Origin of the sequence: Allobosea sp. Root670 (assembly GCF_001429415.1) — a bacterium.
GTDB classification, from domain to species: Bacteria; Pseudomonadota; Alphaproteobacteria; order Rhizobiales; family Beijerinckiaceae; genus Allobosea; species Allobosea robiniae.
Genome location: NZ_LMJU01000001.1, coordinates 477,141 through 496,312, shown reverse-complemented (window position 1 = coordinate 496,312; position 19,172 = coordinate 477,141). Strand labels below are relative to the sequence as shown.

15 protein-coding genes, 1 tRNA gene and 2 riboswitches are annotated in these 19,172 nt (G+C 67.2%); of the genes, 9 read left to right on the top strand and 7 right to left on the bottom strand.

Going from position 1 to position 19,172, the window contains the following annotated elements; all coding sequences use genetic code 11:
* Positions 1-195: 195 nt before the first annotated feature.
* The 7 genes from ASE61_RS02225 to ASE61_RS02195 all read left to right on the top strand — a co-directional run bounded on the left by ASE61_RS02225 (position 196) and on the right by ASE61_RS02195 (position 8,012).
* Positions 196-1,140, top strand: a complete 945-nt coding sequence (locus ASE61_RS02225) for an ABC transporter permease (protein WP_061964221.1) — start codon at positions 196-198, stop codon at positions 1,138-1,140.
* A complete protein-coding gene (locus ASE61_RS02220) occupies positions 1,140-1,988 on the top strand; it encodes an ABC transporter permease (RefSeq protein ID WP_061964218.1) in 849 nt (282 codons plus the stop codon). Before ASE61_RS02225 ends, ASE61_RS02220 begins: the two co-directional genes overlap by 1 nt.
* 17 nt (positions 1,989-2,005) lie before the next feature.
* On the top strand, positions 2,006-3,493 hold the full coding sequence (locus tag ASE61_RS02215; RefSeq protein WP_061964216.1) for a M81 family metallopeptidase: 1,488 nt from the start codon (positions 2,006-2,008) through the stop codon (positions 3,491-3,493).
* 11 nt (positions 3,494-3,504) lie between these two features.
* Positions 3,505-4,683, top strand: coding sequence for a mandelate racemase/muconate lactonizing enzyme family protein (locus ASE61_RS02210; protein ID WP_244492690.1), 1,179 nt, complete (start codon positions 3,505-3,507; stop codon positions 4,681-4,683).
* A 35-nt stretch (positions 4,684-4,718) separates the two neighbouring features.
* Positions 4,719-4,931: riboswitch (cobalamin riboswitch) on the top strand.
* Positions 4,932-5,143: 212 nt separating this feature from the next.
* Entirely contained in the window at positions 5,144-6,181 is a 1,038-nt protein-coding gene (locus tag ASE61_RS27010) for an ABC transporter substrate-binding protein (RefSeq protein ID WP_061965496.1), read from the top strand.
* A complete protein-coding gene (locus ASE61_RS02200; RefSeq protein WP_061964212.1) occupies positions 6,178-7,221 on the top strand; it encodes a FecCD family ABC transporter permease in 1,044 nt (347 codons plus the stop codon). The genes ASE61_RS27010 and ASE61_RS02200 overlap by 4 nt, the downstream gene beginning before the upstream one ends.
* The gene (locus tag ASE61_RS02195; protein ID WP_061964210.1) at positions 7,218-8,012 is read left to right on the top strand and encodes an ABC transporter ATP-binding protein; all 795 of its coding nucleotides are present in this window, start codon (positions 7,218-7,220) and stop codon (positions 8,010-8,012) included. Before ASE61_RS02200 ends, ASE61_RS02195 begins: the two co-directional genes overlap by 4 nt.
* 10 nt (positions 8,013-8,022) lie before the next feature.
* On the opposite strand, the gene ltaE is transcribed toward ASE61_RS02195, so the two are convergent.
* From ltaE to ASE61_RS02170, 5 genes are all read right to left on the bottom strand, one after another.
* The gene (ltaE, locus tag ASE61_RS02190) at positions 8,023-9,054 is read right to left on the bottom strand and encodes a low-specificity L-threonine aldolase (RefSeq protein ID WP_082617029.1); all 1,032 of its coding nucleotides are present in this window, start codon (positions 9,052-9,054) and stop codon (positions 8,023-8,025) included.
* A gap of 79 nt (positions 9,055-9,133) precedes the next feature.
* Complete coding sequence (locus ASE61_RS02185; RefSeq protein ID WP_061964207.1) at positions 9,134-10,513, bottom strand: L-serine ammonia-lyase; 1,380 nt, start codon at positions 10,511-10,513, stop codon at positions 9,134-9,136.
* A 30-nt stretch (positions 10,514-10,543) separates the two neighbouring features.
* On the bottom strand, positions 10,544-12,148 hold the full coding sequence (gene ggt / locus ASE61_RS02180; protein ID WP_061965492.1) for a gamma-glutamyltransferase: 1,605 nt from the start codon (positions 12,146-12,148) through the stop codon (positions 10,544-10,546).
* A gap of 198 nt (positions 12,149-12,346) precedes the next feature.
* Positions 12,347-12,622: a hypothetical protein gene (locus ASE61_RS02175; protein WP_061964205.1), complete on the bottom strand. Its 276-nt coding sequence runs from the start codon at positions 12,620-12,622 to the stop codon at positions 12,347-12,349.
* 83 nt (positions 12,623-12,705) lie between these two features.
* Positions 12,706-13,428, bottom strand: coding sequence for a haloacid dehalogenase type II (locus ASE61_RS02170; protein ID WP_061964203.1), 723 nt, complete (start codon positions 13,426-13,428; stop codon positions 12,706-12,708).
* Between the two features lie 118 nt (positions 13,429-13,546).
* Here ASE61_RS02170 and ASE61_RS02165 point away from each other — a divergent pair, with 118 nt between their 5' ends.
* Complete coding sequence (locus ASE61_RS02165; protein WP_061964201.1) at positions 13,547-14,101, top strand: LuxR C-terminal-related transcriptional regulator; 555 nt, start codon at positions 13,547-13,549, stop codon at positions 14,099-14,101.
* A gap of 70 nt (positions 14,102-14,171) precedes the next feature.
* Here the strand turns inward: ASE61_RS02165 and putA are convergent, their stop codons facing one another.
* Complete coding sequence (gene putA, locus ASE61_RS02160; protein WP_061964199.1) at positions 14,172-17,873, bottom strand: trifunctional transcriptional regulator/proline dehydrogenase/L-glutamate gamma-semialdehyde dehydrogenase; 3,702 nt, start codon at positions 17,871-17,873, stop codon at positions 14,172-14,174.
* Between the two features lie 166 nt (positions 17,874-18,039).
* Here putA and ASE61_RS02155 point away from each other — a divergent pair, with 166 nt between their 5' ends.
* Complete coding sequence (locus tag ASE61_RS02155) at positions 18,040-18,498, top strand: Lrp/AsnC family transcriptional regulator (RefSeq protein WP_061964197.1); 459 nt, start codon at positions 18,040-18,042, stop codon at positions 18,496-18,498.
* A gap of 222 nt (positions 18,499-18,720) precedes the next feature.
* Here ASE61_RS02155 and ASE61_RS02150 read toward each other — a convergent pair.
* Positions 18,721-18,811 (bottom strand) — tRNA-Ser (locus tag ASE61_RS02150).
* A gap of 212 nt (positions 18,812-19,023) precedes the next feature.
* A riboswitch (TPP riboswitch) is annotated at positions 19,024-19,125 on the top strand.
* Positions 19,126-19,172: the final 47 nt, after the last annotated feature.

Genomic DNA, 19,172 nt, shown 5'->3' with positions numbered 1-19,172 from the left:
GCCAGCCGTCGTAAGTATCGATCGCCGTCACATTAGCCGTGTCATCCCGGACAAGCCGCAAAGCGGCGCAGATCCGGGATCCATTCCTGAACCTTTGCCGGAAGCGTTCCGGAATGGATCCCGGTTCTCCCTTCGGTCGCCCGGGATGACGCGCACTTATCAGAACTAAGGCCTAACGCTCGGAAGGAGGGCGGCATGGGAAGCTTCCTGATCCGCCGGCTCGCGGGCGCCTTTCTCGTGCTCGTCCTGGTTTCGCTGATGTCCTTCGCGCTGATCTGGCTGGTGCCGGGGGATCCGGCGGCGGCTTTCCTCGACGCCTCGGCGACGCCCGAGCAGGTCGCCAAGCTCCGCAGCGCGCTCGGTCTCGACCTCTCGCTGCCGCAGCAGATGTTCGGCTGGTACGGGCGCATCCTCAGCGGCGATCTCGGCCAGTCGATCCTGCTCAACCGCTCGGTGACGGCGGCCCTGATCGAGCGCCTGCCGGTCACGCTCTCGCTGGCGGCACTGGCGCTCGCCTTCGCCGTGTTCTTCGGCGTAGCGGCCGGCATCATCGCCGCCGTCAATCACAACCGCTGGCCCGATCAGGCCGTGATGACCACGGCGCTGCTCGGGCTCTCGGTCCCGGATTTCTGGCTCGGCCTCGTCATGGTGCTGGTTTTCGCGGTGTCGCTTGGCTGGCTGCCGAGCGGTGGCTTCACGCCCTTCCTGCAATCGCCCACCGAATGGCTGCGCGGCATGATCCTCCCGGCCCTGACGCTGGGGCTGGTTCAGGTCGGCTTCATCGCCCGAATGGCGCGCGCCTCGATGCTGGACACGCTCTCGCAGGACTATGTCCGCACTGCCGATGCCAAGGGGCTCGCCAAGCTCCATGTCGTGCTGCGCCACGCGCTGCCCAATGCGATGATCCCGATCCTCACCGTCATCGGCATCGTCTCCGGAGCCTTGCTCGGCGGCGCGGTCATCGTCGAACAGGTCTTTTCCATCCCCGGCATCGGGCGCCTGATCGTCGGTGCCATCGCCTCCCGCGACTTTCCCGTGCTGCAGGGTGGCTTGCTCTTCCTCGCGGTCGTCTATCTCGCGATCAATCTCGTCGTCGACATCCTCTACGCCGTGGTCGATCCGCGGGTGAGGTTGGCCTGATGCAGGGCACGCCACTCGTCGGCCGCGCCCTCTGGGGGCGCCTCTTTCGCAACCGCTCGTTCGTGATCGGGGCGGCGCTGGTGCTCGCAATGGTCGCGGTCGCGCTCGCGGCCGACTGGCTCACGCCCTTCGATCCGCTCAAGAGCAATGTCCGCGCCCGGCTCGCCGCGCCAAGTGCCGTGCACTGGTTCGGCACCGATCATTTCGGCCGCGATATCCTCTCCCGCGTGATGATCGGCGCCCGCATTTCGCTCGCCATCGGCGCCTGCACCGTGGTGCTGGCCGGGATCGCCGGCACGCTGAGCGGCGCGATCGCCGGCTATTTCTACCATCTCGACCAGCCGATCATGCGAATCATGGACGCGCTGATGGCGTTTCCGTCGATCGTGCTCGCCATGGTCGTCTCGGCGGTGCTCGGCGCATCGCTGACCAATGTCGTGATCGCGCTCGCCATCGCCACGACGCCGCATACCGCCCGCATCGTGCGCGCCTCGGTCCTGCTTGAGAAGGAGCAGGAATACATCGCCGCGGCGCGCTCGATCGGCGTCGGCGAATGGACCATCCTGTTCAAGCATGTGCTGCGCAATGTCGCCGGCCCGCTGATCGTGCGGCTGACCTATGTCTTCGCCATCGCGATCCTCGCCGAAGCGGCTCTGTCCTTTGTCGGTGCCGGCCCGCCGCCACCGGCCGCCTCCTTCGGCTCGATCATCGCGCAAGGCCGCGATTTCATGCGCGAAGCGCCGTGGATCACGGTGTTCCCGGGCCTCGCGATCATCACCTGCGTGCTCGGCCTCAACCTGCTCGGCGACGGCCTGCGCGACGTGCTCGACCCCCGCCTGAAATTCTGACCCGCCGGAGCCGCCCGATGAAGCGCATCCTGATCGCCGACTGCAAGCAGGAGATCTCCTCCTTCAACCCGCTGCCGTCGCATTACGAGAACTTCCTGATCCACCATGGCGAGAGCCTCTACGTCCAGCGCGGCCAGAACCAGGAACTCGGCGGCGCGCTCGCGGTCTTCGAGGCCAGGCCCGATATCGAGATCGTCCCGACGATCTGCGCCCGCTCCGGCAGCGCCGGGCCGCTCTCGGCTACGGGCTGGAAGAAGCTCTCCGAGGAAATCCTCGCCGCGATCTTCGCCAAGCTCGACCGCATCGACGGCATCTATGTCTCGCTGCATGGCGCGATGGGCGCCGATGGCGAGCTCGACCCGGAAGGCTACCTCCTGGAAAAGCTGCGCCAGCGCGTCGGGCCGGACATGCCGATCGTCATCTCGCTCGACCTGCACGGCATCCTGACCGACCGGATGCTGCGCAATGTCGACGGCTTCGCGATCTACTGGACCTATCCCCATGTTGATTTCGCCGATACCGGCCGCCGCGCCGCCGAATTGCTGCTGAAGCTGATGGCTGGCGGGATCAGGCCGGTGGCCGCCCGTGTCGTCATTCCCGCGCTGGTGCGCGGCGACGAACTGATCACCAAGACCGGCTGCTATGGCGAGCTTCTGGCCGAATGCCGCCGGCTGGAAGAGGAGGGACGGGCGCTCGCGGCCGGCATCATGATCGGCAACCCGTTCACCGACGTGCCCGAGCTCTGCTCGCAGGTGCTGATCCTGACCGACGGCGACAAGGCGACGGCCGAGCGCGAGGCGATCCGGCTCGCCGAGGAATTCTGGCCCTTGCGCTTCCGCATGCAGGGCAAGCTCGTCCCGCTGGAGCGCGCCATCGCGCAGGCCCGCAGCATCGACGGCCCGGTGATCTTCACCGACGCTGCCGACGCGACCTCGTCCGGCGCCTCGGGCGACAGCAACGCGATCCTCGCGGCCCTGCGCAAGGCCGGCTACGGCAAGCGCGTGCTCGCCCAGATCGTCGATGCGCCGGCAGCGGCTGCCGCGCACAAGGCGGGCGTTGGGGCGACGATCGAGATCACGCTCGGCGGCTCGATCGATCCCGCGCGCTTCCCGCCGATGCAGGTGAAAGCCAAGGTCAAGCTGCTCTCCGATGGCGAGGCCGCTCTGGAGACGATGAAGGCGCCGCTCAGCGCCGGGCCGACCGCCGTGCTGACCTGGGGCAATGTCGCCGTCGTCGTGATGAGCCGCTCGGTCAGCCTGTTCGACCGGGCGATGTACTATGCCAACGGCATCGACCCGACCGATTTCGACCTGATCGTGGTGAAGTCGCCCCACACCGAATTCCACATGTTCGACCAGTGGTGCGCGCGGAACTTCAACATCGACGCACCCGGCGCGACCTCCGCCAATCTCCGGAGTCTCGGCCACACGATCTGCGCCCGGCCGATCTATCCGCTCGACGAAGGCGTCACCTTCGCCCCGCGCGCCACGATCTACGAACTGTGAGGATGAAGCCCGTGCCCAGGATCGAGGCCGTCGATTTCTTCTATCTCGCCATGCCCGTCGTCACCGACGAGGCCGATGGCAGCCAGGATGCGCTGCTGGTCAGGGTCGCCGCCGGCGGCCATGTCGGCTGGGGCGAATGCGAGGCGGCGCCGCTGCCTTCCATCGCCGCCTTCATCTGCCCGATGTCGCATGGCGTCTGCCGCCCGGTCGCGGATTCCGTGCTGGGCCAGAATCTGGAGAGCCCGCAGGACATCGCCCGCATCGCCGCAGCCGTCGCCTATAACTCGATGGACCTGCTCCAGGCACCGCACACCTTCTCCGGCGTCGAGATGGCGCTCTGGGACATCCTCGGCAAGATGCGCTCCGAGCCGGTCTGGCGTCTGCTCGGCTACACGAAAAGCCATCCCAAGACGCCCTATGCCTCGGTCCTTTTCGGCGACACGGCGCAGGAAACCCTCGAACGCGCCCGCGATGCCCGCAAGCGCAGCTTCCGCGCCGCGAAGTTCGGCTGGGGGCCGATCGGGCGGGGCAGCGTCGAGGCCGATGCCGAGCATTTCGTCGCCGCTCGCGAGGGTTTGGGGCAGGACGGCATCCTGCTCGTCGATACCGGTCAGATCTTCATCGAGGATGTCGAGCGCGCCGCCGCTCGCTTGCCCGCGATGGAGAAGGCCAACGTGCTCTGGTTCGAAGAGCCGTTCCACGCCAGCGCGCTCGAAGCCTATGGCGCTCTGGCCAAACGCAGCCCCAAGGTCCGGCTGGCCGGCGGGGAGGGCGCCCATAACGAGTCGATGGCGCGGCAGCTCATCGACTATGGCGGCATCGGCTATGTCCAGATCGATTGCGGCCGGATCGGCGGCATCGGCCCGTCCAAGGCGGTGGCGGATTATGCGGTCGCGAAGGGCGTGACCTTCGTCAACCACACCTTCACCTCGCATCTCGCGCTCTCGGCCTCGCTCCAGCCCTATGCCGGTCTCGCTGCCCACGAGATCTGCGAATACCCGGCGATGCCGAAGCCGCTCGCGACCGCGATCTCCGCCAATCATCTGGAGCGCGACGCGAACGGGCAGGTCGCGGCCCCCGATGCGCCGGGCCTCGGCATCGAGGTCGCGACCACCGCGCTGCGTGGCTATCTCCAGGACGTCGAGATATCCGTCGGCGGCAAGCGGCTCTACAGGACGCCGCGCCTCTGAAGCGATGTTCGCTTGACGGCGCGCCGCACCCTTATAGGGTGTGCGCCGATCGAGGTTCTCCGGGTTGCTCCCGGAGCTAAGAGGGAATTCGGTGAGGCACTTCCAGTGCCAAAGCCGAGGCTGCCCCCGCAACTGTAAGCGGCGAGCTCTCCGTCCATCGTCCACTGGCGCTTGCCGCGCCGGGAAGGCCGGGCGGAACCGGCATCGACCCGCGAGCCAGGAGACCTGCCCCGGTCGTCGAAGACGTCTTTCGGACGGGGTGTTCCGGAGCCTGTGTGTCGATGGTGGCCCTGCGCCGCTTGTCCGCCCCACATGCCCAAAGCTCCCCCGGCCGTCATCTCGGGGAGCGATGAAGTCCATGTTCATGAAGTCCACTGCACAGGCCACTCAAGGCGGCTTGACGTTTGCCTGCCGCGCACTCTATCAGAAATGCAACATTGTTACATTTCGGATGGCCTCGATGCCGGCTGCGCGCCCCTTCAATTCACTTCTTCGCCTGTCTGCCGCCGCGCTGTTCGGCGCTCTCGCCATCGGCACGGCCACTGCGGCGCCCACCAAATATCCGCTGACGCTGGAGAATTGCCGCGAGACGATCACCTTCAACGCCGCGCCCAGGCGCGTCGTCGCGATCGGTCAGACCCAGACGGAAATCCTCTATGCGCTCGGTCTTGGCGATCGTGTCGTCGGCACCGCGGTCTGGTTCTCGCCGGTCGCCAAGCCCTATGAGGCGGTCAACGCCAAGGTGAAGCGCCTCGCCGACAACGATCCGAGCTTCGAGGCGGTGCTGGCGCAGGAGCCCGATCTCGTCACCGCGATGTTCGAATGGCATGTCGGGCCCAACGGCATCGTCGGCAAGCGCGACCAGTTCGCCAAGGTCAAGGTGCCGACCTATGTCTCGCCGACCGATTGCATCGGCAAGGACAATTCCGGTGCCGGCGACGGCGTTCGTACGCAGATGTTCACGATGGAGCTGGTCTATCGCAACATCCGCGAATTCGGCGCGATCTTCGATGTCGCCGACCGGGCCGAGACGCTCGTCGCTGAGCTCAAGGCCCGCGAGGACAAGGCGGTCGAGCAGGTCGCCAAGCTGAAGGCGCAGGAGGTGCCGGTCGTCGTCTGGTTCTCCAGCAAGGACATCAAGGGCGACGGCTTCATGGCCGGCAGGAACGGCGTGCCCGCCTATATCCTGTCCAAGCTCGGAGCCCGCAACATCATCGCGACCAACGAGGAATGGCCGCTGGTCGGCTGGGAGAGCATCGCTGCCGCCAACCCGGCCGTGATCGTCACGGTGAAGATGGATCGCCGCCGCTTCCCGGCCGACGATATCGAGAAGAAGCTGGACTTCCTGAAGACCGACCCGGTCGCCAGCAAGCTCGACGCCGTCAGGAACAACCGCGTCGTCATCATGGATGTCGGGGCGACCCGCGCCGGGCTCGACACCATCGACGGCATCGAGACGCTCGCCAAGGCGATCGCCGGCTTCGGGCTTTCGCGTTGAGCCACGCCGCCCATGGGCCGAACTGGCCGGCGCGGATCGGCATCGCGCTGGCCTCGCTGCTGGCGCTGATCGTCTCGGTCGCGCTGGCGGTGACGATCGGCGAGATGCGCATCCCGCTGGACACGGCCCTGAAGGCACTCGGCAACGGGCTGTTCGAGCTCGACTTCCCGGTCAGCGCGATCCAGCAGGGCGTGATCTTCGATTATCGCCTGAGCCGCGCGCTGATGGCGGGGCTCTGCGGCGGCGCGCTCGCTCTCTCGGGCGCGATCCTGCAGGCGCTGCTGCGCAACCCGCTGGCCGAGCCCTATATCCTCGGCATCTCGGCCGGTGCCTCGACCGGCGCCGTCGCGGTGCTGATCCTCGGCATCAGCATCGGCGGCACGGTGCTGTCGGTTTCGACCGGCGCCTTCATCGGCTCCTGCGCCGCGCTCGTGGTGGTCGCCATGCTGGCGGCGGGGGCGGGCGGGGCGAGCGACCGCGTCATCCTCGCCGGCGTCGCCACCTCGCAGCTGTTCAACGCAGCGACGGCGACGATCGTGACGACGCTCGCCAGTGCCGAACAGGCCCGCGGCGTGATGTTCTGGCTGCTCGGCAATTTCGGTGGCGTGCGCTGGCCCGATATCTGGATGGCGGCGCCGGTCGCCTTCATCGGCTTCGGCATCTGCATGCTGCACGCCAAGGCGCTGGACGCCTTCGCCTTCGGCGTCGATGCCGCAGCCTCGCTTGGCGTAGCGGTCACGCGGGTCAAGGTCGTGCTTTTCGCCACGACGGCGGTGATGACGGCGGTGATGGTCTCGATCGTCGGCACGGTCGGCTTCGTCGGGCTGATCATCCCCCATGCCGCCCGTTTCCTCGTCGGCTCCGGCCATGCCCGCCTGCTGCCGGCCTGCCTCGTCGTCGGCGCGATCTTCATGATCCTCGCCGACATCCTCTCCCGCATCCTGATCCCGCAGCAGATCCTGCCGATCGGCGTGGTGACCGCGCTGTTCGGCGCCCCTGTCTTCGCGCTCATCCTTTACCGTGCCCGGAGGCCGGCATGACGCTCGCGACCCGCGAGGTCCGCTGGGGCGCCGGCGGCCGGATGATCGTCGATGGCGTGACGCTGGAAGCGGCGCCCGGCCGGGTGCTCGGCCTGATCGGTCCCAACGGCTCCGGCAAGTCGAGCCTGCTCCGATTGCTCTGCCGCCTGCGCAATGTCGCAAGCGGTGTCGTCACCCTCGACGGCTATGACATTGCCGGGGTGCCGCGCCGCGAACTTGCCCGCCGCCTCGCCTTCGTCGAGCAGCAGGCGACGACCGAGATCCAGCTATCCGTCTGCGACGTCGTCCGCCTCGGCCGCACGCCGCATCGCGCCGCGCTCGCCTCCTGGAGCGAGGCCGACGAGGCTGCGGTCAACGAGGCGCTGGCGCGGGTAGGGCTGACGGAGCGCCATGACCAGCACTGGCACACACTCTCAGGTGGAGAGCGCCAGCGCGTCCATATCGCCCGCGCGCTCGCGCAGGAGCCGAGCGAGCTGATCCTCGACGAGCCGACCAACCATCTCGATATCCAGCACCAGCTCTCGATCCTGAGCCTGGTTCGCCGCCTCGGCATCACCTGCATCATGGCGCTGCACGACCTCAACCTCGCCGCCATGTTCTGCGACGAGATCGCGCTGCTGCATGACGGGCGCTTGCAGGCGGCCGGCGCGCCGGAGGAGGTCCTGACCGCCGAAGCGATCAAGGACATTTTCGGCGTTGCGGTCTCGATCCGACTGGGAGATTCAGGCCGCCGGCACATCGAGTATCTGATCGACGCCGAGCCGCGGAAAGGCGTGCCCGGAAGCGGTTGAGGCGGGGCTTTTACTCGGCAGCCGCCTGCCGCTTGTCGAAGAAGCGCTCGCAGGCCTCGGCGACGCGCGCGACGGAGGCGTCGTCGACATCGAGATGAGTCACCCAGCGCAATGTGCCGTACCGCCCGCTGACGGCGATGCCACGCTCGCGCAGGAAGGCGGCGAAGGCGGCGGTGTCGAGCGCCTTGGGCGACATGAACACCATGTTTGTGCGGGCAGGCCCGGCGCCGAGCTCCGGGAAGCGCGCCAGCACGTTGGCGAGATCGGCCGCGCGCCGGTGATCTTCGCTGAGCCTCGTGACATTGTGCTTCAGCGCGTAGATCGCGGCTGCGGCGATCACGCCGGTCTGGCGCATGCCGCCGCCCAGCATCTTGCGGATCCGCCGGGCCTTCTCGATGAAATCCTTCGGGCCAACGAGGATCGACCCGACCGGTGCGCCGAGGCCCTTGGAGAGGCACAGCGAAACCGTGTCGAACTGCCCCGCGATCCAGGCGGCGTCCCGGTTGCTCGCCGCGGCCGCGTTCATCAGGCGGGCGCCGTCGAGATGGGTGGCGAGGCCGCGCGAGCGGGCAAGCCCGGTCGCAGCCTCCAGATAGGCATCGGGCAGGACGAGGCCGTTGAAGGTGTTCTCCAGCGCCAGAAGCCGCGTCATTGCGAAGTGGAAATCGTTCGGCTTGATCGCATTGGCGATGGCATCGAGCGCGATCGTGCCGTCGGCCTCGTTCGGAAGAGGCTGCGGCTGGATCGAGCCGAGCACGGCCGCGCCGCCGCCTTCGAGCCGATAGGTATGGGCCATCTGGCCGACGAGATATTCCTCGCCGCGGCCGCAATGGGCCATCAGCCCGGCGAGGTTCGCCTGCGTACCCGTCGGGAAGAACAGGGCCGATTCCTTGCCGAGCCGCTCGGCCGTCATCGCCTCCAGCCGCTTCGTCGTCGGGCAATCGTCATAGACGGCGTCGCCGACCTCGGCCGCGGCCATGGCGGCCCGCATCCCCTCGCCAGGGCGCGTCACCGTATCCGAACGGAAGTCATCCACGATCATCGATCCGATCCTTGCAGGCTGTGCGTCCACCCTATCGGGCGCTCGCCCGATCCATCATGCAAAAATGGCAGGGGAGGGCTCAGCATTCCGGCAGGTTGACTGCGAGCCCCCCGAGGCTGGTTTCCTTGAAGCGCTCGTTCATGGCCTCGCCGGTCTGCCGCATCGCCTCGATGCAGTTGTCGAGCGGCATGAAATGCGAGCCGTCGCCGCGCAGCGCCAGCGACGCGGCCGCGACTGCCTTGATCGCGCCGATGCCGTTGCGCTCGATGCAGGGCACCTGGACGAGGCCGGCCGCAGGGTCGCAGGTCATGCCGAGATGGTGCTCCAGCGCGATCTCGGCAGCGTTCTCAATCTGCGCTGGCGAGCCGCCGAGCACGGCGCAGAGCCCGGCCGCGGCCATCGCGGCGGCGGAGCCGACTTCGCCCTGGCAACCGGCCTCGGCACCGGAGATCGAGGCGTTGTGCTTGATCAATCCGCCGATCGCGGCTGCCGTCAGCAGGAAATCGGAGACCTTTTCCGGCTCCGCCCCGACGCAATGGTCGAGATAATAGCGCAGCACCGCCGGCACGACGCCGGCGGCCCCGTTGGTCGGAGAGGTGACGACGCGGCCGCCGGCCGCGTTTTCCTCGTTCACCGCCATCGCATAGACGCTGAGCCAGTCCGTCGACGCATGCGGCTGCGAGCGGTTGGCCAGTTTCTCGGCCGCCAGTTGCCGGTGGATATGCGCTGCCCTGCGGCGCACGCGCAGGCCGCCGGGCAGTTCGCCCTCCTGATTCATGCCGCGCTCGATGCAGTCGTTCATCACCGACCAGAGGCGGGCGAGGCCACTGTCGACCTCTTCCGCCGGCTGGAGATGGATCTCGTTGGCGCGTTTCATCTCCGCGATGGAGAGGCCGCTCTCCTTGGCCATGCGCAGCATCGTTGCCGCATTCGCGAATGGATAGGGCCAGGACGATGTCTGCGTAGAAGCGGCCGGCGCTTCACGCTCCTGCGCCGTCACCACGAAGCCGCCGCCAATCGAATAATAGGTCTCGGACAACAACTCCGCCCCGGCAGAATCGCGGGCGCAGAAGACGAGCCCGTTGGCATGTCCGGGCAAAGGCGGCCCGTAGTCGAAGACGATGTCGGTCGCGGGATCGAAGGCCAGTGACGGCAGGCCGTCATGGCGCAGCAGGTGGCTGCGGCCGAGTTCGTCGATCTGGCGTTCGGCCACATCGAAATCGAAGGCTGCTGGCGTCCAGCCGAGCAGGCCGAGCGCCACGGCCCGGTCGGTAGCGTGGCCCTTTCCGGTGAAGGCGAGCGAGCCGTACAGCGTCGCCTTGACGGCTGCCGCGCGATCGCGCGCTGGGTCCCGGCGCAGCAGGTCGAGGAAGTGCCCGGCCGCCGTCATCGGGCCCATCGTATGCGAGGACGAGGGGCCGATACCGATCTTGAAGACGTCGAATACGCTCAGGAACATTCCCGCCCCCTGTCGAAGCCGGCCCGGAAATCAGACGGAGATCGCCATTCCGTCGCGCTGCGGGTCGGCCCCGCCCGAACATGTGCCATCGACGATCCCGATCGCATGAAGGGCTGCGAAAGGGAATGTCTGGGCCGAACGTTTGACGTCATATCCGGCGGCGGTGAGCTCGGCGCTGACATTGCGGCGGATGCGGTTGGAGATGTCGATCGTGTTCGAGACGGCCATGACCCGCGGTGCGGCGACGGCCTCGAAGGGCGACATGCCGAAATCGAGCATGTTCATGATGCCCTGCGCGATCGCCGGCGCGATATAGCTGCCGCCGGGCGCGCCGATGACGATGCGGGGCGTCTCGCCGTCGAAGACGATGGTCGGCGCGGCGGAAGAGGCGCGGCGCTTGCCGGGCGCGATCGACGCCGCCCGGCCGGGGCGCGGGTCGAAGCGGCTCATCGTGCCGTTATAGATGAAGCCGAGCCCGTCCGAGATCGCGCCGGAGGGGCTACCCAGGGTATGGGTCAGCGCCACGGCGTTGCCCTCGCGGTCGACGACGGTGACATGCGTCGTCTCGCGCTGCGATTTGTCCAGCCTGTCGATGACCGCGCGCTCGCCGCGCCGGATCGCCTCGGCCTGCTCGGCCGCATGCGCCTTCGAGATCAGCCGGTCGACGGGCACGTCGACATAGGCCGGATCGCCCATGAAGCGGTCCTTGTCGATGGTCATGCGGCGCATCGCCTCGGCGAGCAGGGTGATATGCTCGGCGCTGCCATGCCCGAGCGCGCCGATGTCGAAATTCTCGAGGATGTGCAGGATCTGCAGCATCGACATGCCGCTCGCCGGCGGCGGCGAGGTCGAGATCCGGTGGCCGCGATAGGAACCCCAGATCGGCTCGGCGACCGAGAGTTCATAGGCCGCGAAGTCGCGCTCGCTGATCAGCCCGCCCTGGGCCGCGAAATCCGCCGCCATCCGGGCGGCCAGCGCGCCATGGTAGAAATCGTCCGGGCCGCTCTTGGCGAGATGCTCCAGCGTGGCGGCGAGATCGGGATTGACCAGCGTGTCGCCGACGCGCTTGGGGCTGCCATCGGGCCGGAAGTAGACGTCGCGTCCGGTCTTGCTGTAGCGCAGCTTGTCGCCGGTATTGACCTCACCGCCGCCGCTCTGGTCCTGGCTCCAGAACCAGTGCATGTGCGGCCGGACGAGCACGCCTTCATGCGCCTGCCTGATCGCGGGCGCCATCACGTCGCGCCAGTTCATCGTGCCGAATTGCGAGAGCGCATGGGCATAGCCCTTGACGCTGCCCGGCGTGCAGACGGCGAGATGGCCGAACTCGTTGATCCCGCCCTTGAGCAGGAAGGCGAAACCGTCCCGCGTCTGCCCCTGCAGATGCTGCAGCCACATGTCCGGCGTCGCGGCCAGCGGAGCTTTTGCATAGAACTCGACGATCTCATGGACGCCGCGGCGCGGCATGTAGACCTGCATCGAGCCGAAGCCGCCGATGCCGCACATCAGCGGATCGACCACGCCCTGCATGAAGGCGCAGGCGATCGCCGCGTCGATGGCGTTGCCGCCGCGCTCCAGAACCTCGGCCCCGGCCTCCGCGGCTTCCGGCTGCGGCGCGACGATCATCGCGTTCTTCATCGTCGGCATCGGTGGCGTTTCCCCATCCCGGTTCGCGTTGGCGGCATCATCCGCACCGCTGCGAATCCTGCGACCCCATCACTGCCTCATAATGCGGCGCGGGGTCCATCCTGATGCCGGCGGCCTGCGGCGGGACAGGCATCCTTCTGGAACATGGGCGAGGCGGCCGAGCGGGACCATCGTCACGGGTCCGATGGTCTAGGCCGGCTTCCTGAGGTCGACGATCTTGATCGTTCCGCTCGGCTTGCGTTCATTCACCGCATCTTCGGAAATCTCGACGGGGTCCGAATGATGTTTCTCGGCCGCCAGGCCTTCGGGATCGTGCGGCTCGTAGGGAGCATGGGGACCGGTGGCGTGAGCCGAGCGCGGGTTCGGGCCGGCGCGGCTTTCGTTTTCGTCTCCTGGCTGCCCGGGCCTGCGAGCCGTGCTGAAGACAGCCGGGACGCCGCTCGCCTGATCGGAAACCTTGCTCATCGATCGATCCTCCTCGGAGGTGAACCTCCGCGGGGCCGATCGGGTTCCGAATAAGCCTTGCCGATGCCCGGCTGCCGGCGGGATCAGCCGCCGAGCGCTTCCCGATGCGCCTTCGCGAGATCGGCCATGCTGTTGAAGCGGAAGTCATATCTCGGCATGTCGCCCGGATGCATCGTCGCGCCGAAGCCGTCCTTGTCGTGGCGGCGATAGATCCAGCAGGAGGCCAGTCCGTGCCGGTTCGCCGGGCCATGGTCGTGGAACATGCTCTCGGCGGTGTGCAGGATCTCGTGCTTCCGGATGCCCAGCGTCTCCAGCTTTTCGAACATGTAGTCGAAATTCCGATCTGCCGGCTTGTAGGAGCCGATATCCTCCGCCGTGTAGATCGCATCGAAGGCGACCTGGAGCTTCGCATTGCTTGCGGCGAAGCTCTCATTGTCGACATTCGACAGGATCACGAGCTTGTAGTGGCGCTTGAGGTATCGGAGCGCTTCAGCGGAATCGGGGAAGGCCGGCCAGTTCTTGACCGATTGCCCGTACGCCACGCATTCCTCCCAGGACGCCGACAGGCCCCATTCCTCGGCGAGGCGCTTGTAGACGATCGGCAGCAGGTCCCGGTAGATCCGGGTCGGCGTCTGCAATTGCTGCGACGATTCATGCCGCGCATGCGCTTCCAGTACCTGATCACGCGTGGGCGGGGTCGCGAGCCGGCTGGTGAGCGGCTTCAACCCTTCGAACATGCCGGTTTCCCAGTCGATCAGCGTGCCGTAGCAGTCGAAGGTCAGAGCCTTGAAGTCGGTCAGTTGCATCGGTCTTGTCCCTTCTCCGAAAAAGGCTAGGCTACCTAAATACCTAATTCTATAGGTATCGGACACTTAAGTGTGCGGCTGACTTGTCGGCCTGAAAACCGGGCTGGAGGCGGTTCCGATGGATGTGGATTTCCGGCAGGCCTTCGAGAATGCCCCGGTCGGGCTTGTCGTGGGCCGCAATCGCATCATCCTGGCCTGCAATCATGAGTTCGCCAGGATATTCCGCGGATCGATCGGCGATCTCGTCGGCCAGACCTTCGAGCGGTTCTACCCGACGCAATCCGATTACGAGGAGACCGGAAAGCGCGTCGGCGCGCGCCTGTCCGATGAGCGCAGCTATACCGATGACCGCGTGATGCGGCGCCTCGACGGCAGCCTGTTCTGGGTCAGGGTCAGCGGCTTCACCTATACGCCTGATGATGCGCACGGACATGCGCTGTGGGTGTTCTCCGAGCTCGCAAAGGCTGAAGCTGCCGGGCCGTCGCTGCGAACGTCGCTGACGCCGCGCGAACGCGACGTCGCCGCGCTCCTGATCGAGGGCAGGACGGGCAAGGAAGCCGCGAAGGCACTGGGCATCAGCCCGCGCACCGTCGACATCTATCGCGCCCGGCTGCTCCGGAAATACAACGTCAACAGCACCAGGCGACTGGTCGAGCTTCTGCTGAGCGGCTGACCGTCCGGCAGGCCGTGGGGGATGATGCCCACGGCCGGGCCGGCTCGAGCGCTTTCCGTCTCCGGGAGCCTCAGCCGATCGTCATCAGGCTGGCATTGCCGCCGGCTGCCGTGGTGTTGATCGAGGTCGAGACCTCCTCCAGCAGCCAGTTCAGGCAATAGGCATCGGGATCGCGCTTCAGCTCCTCCGTGCTCGCCGCCTGGACCAGCACGAGCGGGCCGGAAAGCCCGGCGATCCGGCGGTTCACCTCGCCGATCCGCTGGGTATCGCCCTCGACCAGCGCGCCAGAGAACGGGCCGTCGGCCTCCCAATCGGAAGTCCAGCTCACGCGCGCTTCCACCGCAGCCGGCAGGCCCGACAGCGCGCCCTTCAGCCCGGAAGCTGCGTCGATGACGAGCTGATTGCCGGTCGCCAGCGCCGCCGCGACCTGCCGATGGAGGCCTGCTTCCGTCTGCGGTGCGAGCAGGATGCGGCCGCGCGGGTGCAGCGCATAGAGATTGCGCTCGCCGACCGGGCCGGCCAGCTCGACATGCAAGCCCAGCGCCGAATGGCCGCCGGTCTCGCGGGCGGCATCCGCTTCCGCCTTCAGCCCCTTGCTCGCGAGCCAGGCGGCATATTCGAGCAGCGCCGGATCGATATGGACCGAGCTGTGCTGGGGCGGCACCGGCGCCTTGCGCACAAGGCGTCGGATATAGAGCGGCCCGCCGGCCTTCGGCCCGGTGCCGGAGAGGCCACGGCCGCCGAAGGGCTGCACGCCGACGACGGCGCCGATGATGTTGCGGTTCACATAGAGATTGCCCGCCTTGATGCGGCTGGTGACATGGGCGATCGTCTCGTCGAGCCGCGTATGCAGGCCGAAGGTCAGGCCGTAGCCGGAGCCGTTGACCTCGTCGATCAGCTTGTCGAGATCCTCGCGCTCATAGCGGATGACGTGCAGGACCGGCCCAAAGACCTCGCGCTTCAGGTCGGTCAGGCTCTTCAGTTCGACGATGGTCGGCGGCACGAAGGTGCCCTTCACCGCGCTCTCCGGCAGCGGGAGCTGCTCGACCTTGCGGCCGAGGCCGCGCATGCGCGCGACATGCTCGTCGATCTCGCGCTGGGCACCCTCGCTGATCACCGGGCCGATATCGACACTGAGCTTGTCGGTGCGGCCGATGGTGAGTTCCTTGAGCGCGCCCTGCAGCATGTGCAGCGTGCGGTCGGCGATGTCCTGCTGCAGGCAGAGCACGCGCAGGGCCGAGCAGCGCTGGCCGGCGCTGTCGAAGGCCGAGGCGATGACGTCGGCGACGACCTGCTCGGCCAGCGCGGAGGAATCGACGATCATGCCGTTCTGGCCGCCGGTCTCGGCGATCAGCGGGATCGGCTTACCCTCGGCCGAGAGGCGCTCCGCCAACTGGGCCTGGATGCCGCGCGCGACCTCGGTCGAGCCGGTGAACATCACGCCCGCCGTCTCCGCCGCGCCGACCAGAGCGGCGCCGAGGCGCCCGCTGCCCGGCGTGAACTGCAGGGCGCCGCGCGGGACGCCGGCCTCATGCAGGATCTTGACGCTCTCATGCGCGATGATCGGGGTGACGCCCGCGGGCTTGGCCATCACCGCGTTGCCCGCGACCAGCGCTGCGGCGACCTGCCCGGTGAAGATCGCCAGCGGGAAGTTCCACGGGCTGATGCAGACGATCGGCCCGAGCGGCGCATGCGCCGGGCCCAGCGTCTTGCGCGCCTGGTCGGCATAATAGCGCAGGAAGTCGATGGCCTCGCGCACCTCGCTGATCGCGTTGGCAGCCGATTTGCCGGCCTCGCGCATGGCGATGCCCATCAGCGTCTCGATGCGCGCCTGCATGATGTCGGCGGCGCGGTCGAGGCAGGCGGCGCGTTCGGCCGGGGGCACGGCGGCCCAGGCCTTGCCGCCCTCGGCGGCGAGACGCGCGATCCTGGCGGCATCCTCGACCGCAAGCTCGGTGACCTGCCCGACGATGTCGGCATGATCCGCCGGGTTCAGGACCGGCCGCGTCGTGCCAGCGGCGGAGTTGTCCGCAAGCAGCGGCATGGCGTGCCAGCTCTGACCGACCGTCGCCGCGAGATTGCTCGCCAGCTCGGCCAGCGATGCTTCATTGGAGAGGTCAATGCCCTTCGAATTGGCGCGGTTGGCGCCGTAGAGGTCGCCCGGCAGCGCGATCTGGTCGTGCAGCATGCCGATGACCGGCATCGCCTCGACGACATCGACGGGATCGGCGACGAGCGAGTCGATCGTCACCTTCGGGTCCGAGATGCGGTTGACGAAGGACGAGTTCGCGCCGTTCTCGAGCAGGCGCCGCACGAGATAGGCGAGCAGCGTCTCATGCGTGCCGACCGGCGCATAGATGCGGCAGGGCCGGTCGAGATTGTCCTTGCCGACGACCTCGTCATAGAGCGGTTCGCCCATGCCGTGCAGGCACTGGAACTCGTATTTCCCGACGGCGAAGTCGCTGCCGGCGAGATGATAGATCGTCGCCAGCGTCTGGGCGTTATGCGTCGCGAATTGCGGGAAGATCGCGTCGGGCGCGGCCAGCAGTTTGCGGGCGCAGGCGACATAGGCGACGTCGGTATGGACCTTGCGGGTATAGACCGGGAAATCGGCGAGCCCGTCGACCTGGGCGCGCTTGATCTCGGCATCCCAATAGGCGCCCTTGACCAGGCGCACCATCATGCGCCGGCCGGAGCGGCGGGCGAGGTCGATGATCCAGTCGAGAACGAAGGGGCAGCGCTTGCCATAGGCCTGCACCACGAAGCCGAGGCCGTTCCAGCCTTGCAGCGCGTTATCGAAGCTCAGCGCCTCCAGCAGGTCGAGCGAGAGCTCCAGCCGGTCGGCTTCCTCGGCATCGATATTGAGACCGATATCGTAGCTCTTGGCGATCAGCGCGAGCTCGCGCACGAGCGGCAGAAGCTCCGACATCACCCGGCCGGCCTGCGCGCGGCTATAGCGCGGATGCAGGGCCGAGAGCTTGATCGAGATGCCCGGGCCTTCAAACACACCGCGCCCGTTCGCGGCCCGGCCAATGGCGTGGATCGCGTTCTCGTAGTCGCGGTAGTAGCGCGCGGCATCGGCGGCGGTGGTCGCGGCCTCGCCGAGCATGTCGTAGGAATAGCGGAAGCCGCGCGCCTCCAGCGGGCGGGCGCGCTTCAGCGCCTCGTCGATCGTCTCGCCGGTGACGAACTGCTCGCCCATCATCCGCATCGCCATGTCGACGCCGCGGCGGATCACCGGCTCGCCCGCGCGAGCGATGAGGCGCGTCAGGGCAGCGGCCAGGCTGCGATCATTGACGGTGGAGGTCAGCTTCCCGGTCACGACGAGGCCCCAGGTCGCGGCATTGACGAAGAGCGACTTGCCGCCGCCGACATGGGACTTCCAGTCGCCATCGGCGATCTTGTCGCGGATCAGCGCGTCGCGCGTCGCGGTGTCCGGGATGCGCAGCAGCGCCTCGGCGAGGCACATCAGCGCGACGCCTTCCTGGCTGGAGAGCGAATATTCCTGGACCAGCCCCTCGACGCCCGTGCCCTTGTGCTTGGCCCGCAACGCTTCGATCAGCTTGCGCCCCGTGCGCGCGATCTCCTGCTTGCTCGCTGGCGCCAGCTTCGCCGCTTCCAGCAAAGGCGGAAGGCATTCAGTCTCGGGACGGCGATAGGCGGCGGTGATCGCCTGGCGCAGCGCTGACTGCTCGCGGATCGGCGGAGCGAAGCCCTCGAAAGGCGCCGGGCTGGAGGCGGTGTTGGCGGCGGCAGCGGTGGCTTGGCTCATGGCTTGTCCCGGCGGGTTCGAACGCGACGGGCCGGGGGCGATACCCTCTCCCGTTCTTTGCGCGGGAGCTTATCATGAGCGCGATTCTCAGGCGGTCTAAATTTTGTTATCTTGCAGTCCGTTCAGACTTCAGATTTGAGGATTGCAAGTGAAAAAGCCTAAGGAAATGCCAATCGAAGGCGATCTGGACGCGCTGGATCGCAAGATCCTCGACGTGCTCAGGGAGGACGGCCGGATCTCGATCGCCGAGCTCGGCGCGCGGATCGGCCTCTCCAAGACGCCCTGCCAGATCCGGTTCCGCCGGCTTGTCGACGACGGCTATATCGAGGGCTTCCGGGCAACGCTCAACCCGGCGAAGCTGAAGCTCGATCACATCGCCTTCGCCGAGGTCAAGCTGTCCGACACCACGGAAAAGGCGCTGACGAAATTCAACGAGGAGGTCAAGAAGATCAGGGAGGTCGAGGAATGCCACATGATCGCGGGCCGCTTCGACTACCTCCTGAAGATCCGCACGCCGGATATCCGGCGCTACCGGGCCGTGCTGGGCGAGAAGATCTCGAACCTGCCCCATGTCGCGAACACCTCGACCAATGTCGCGATGGAAACGGTCAAGGAAACCTGGTGAGGCCCTCGCGCTTGCAGTGTCGGCATCGCCGGTCGGCGGCCCTGCTTGATCGCGACGACCCAATCCAGCCGCCGACCAGCGCACCTGCCGGGATGGGAGATCGCCGCAGCGATGAACAAGGCCCGACCGGACGCTCGCCGATGCATGAGAGTGCACGCGCCCGTGCGACGCAACCGCGTGCGAATTCAAGTTCAAGCGAACGAAGGAGGGGCAGAAAAAGAGTGGCGGAGACGGAGGGATTCGAACCCTCGATACCCTTGTGGGGTATGCTCATTTAGCAAACGAGTGCCTTCAGCCTCTCGGCCACGTCTCCGGCGAGAGGCTCTATGCCCGATTGCAGAGCCGTTTGACAAGCCTCGTCGGCAACTTCCTTCGCTTCGCCTGTGCATGCTCCTCAGTGGGCCACCGAGCACTCCCGTGTGAAGGGAGGGCACATCAGAAATTGGTCTCCGCAAAGCGGCGTCTCTGACAACCAAGCCCTGCGCCGGCTCGCCTTGCTCCGCCGCAGGGCAGCCATTAGATTGAGCCTGTCCGTTGGGGTGCCGAGAGGCTGAGAGGCGTGGTCAGCGCCAACCCATCGTACCTGATCCGGGTAATGCCGGCGAAGGGAACGGTCTTCGGCTCGCAGACACTTTGCTCGTGCCCAGGCCGCTGCCTTCCCGGGAGCAGGGAAG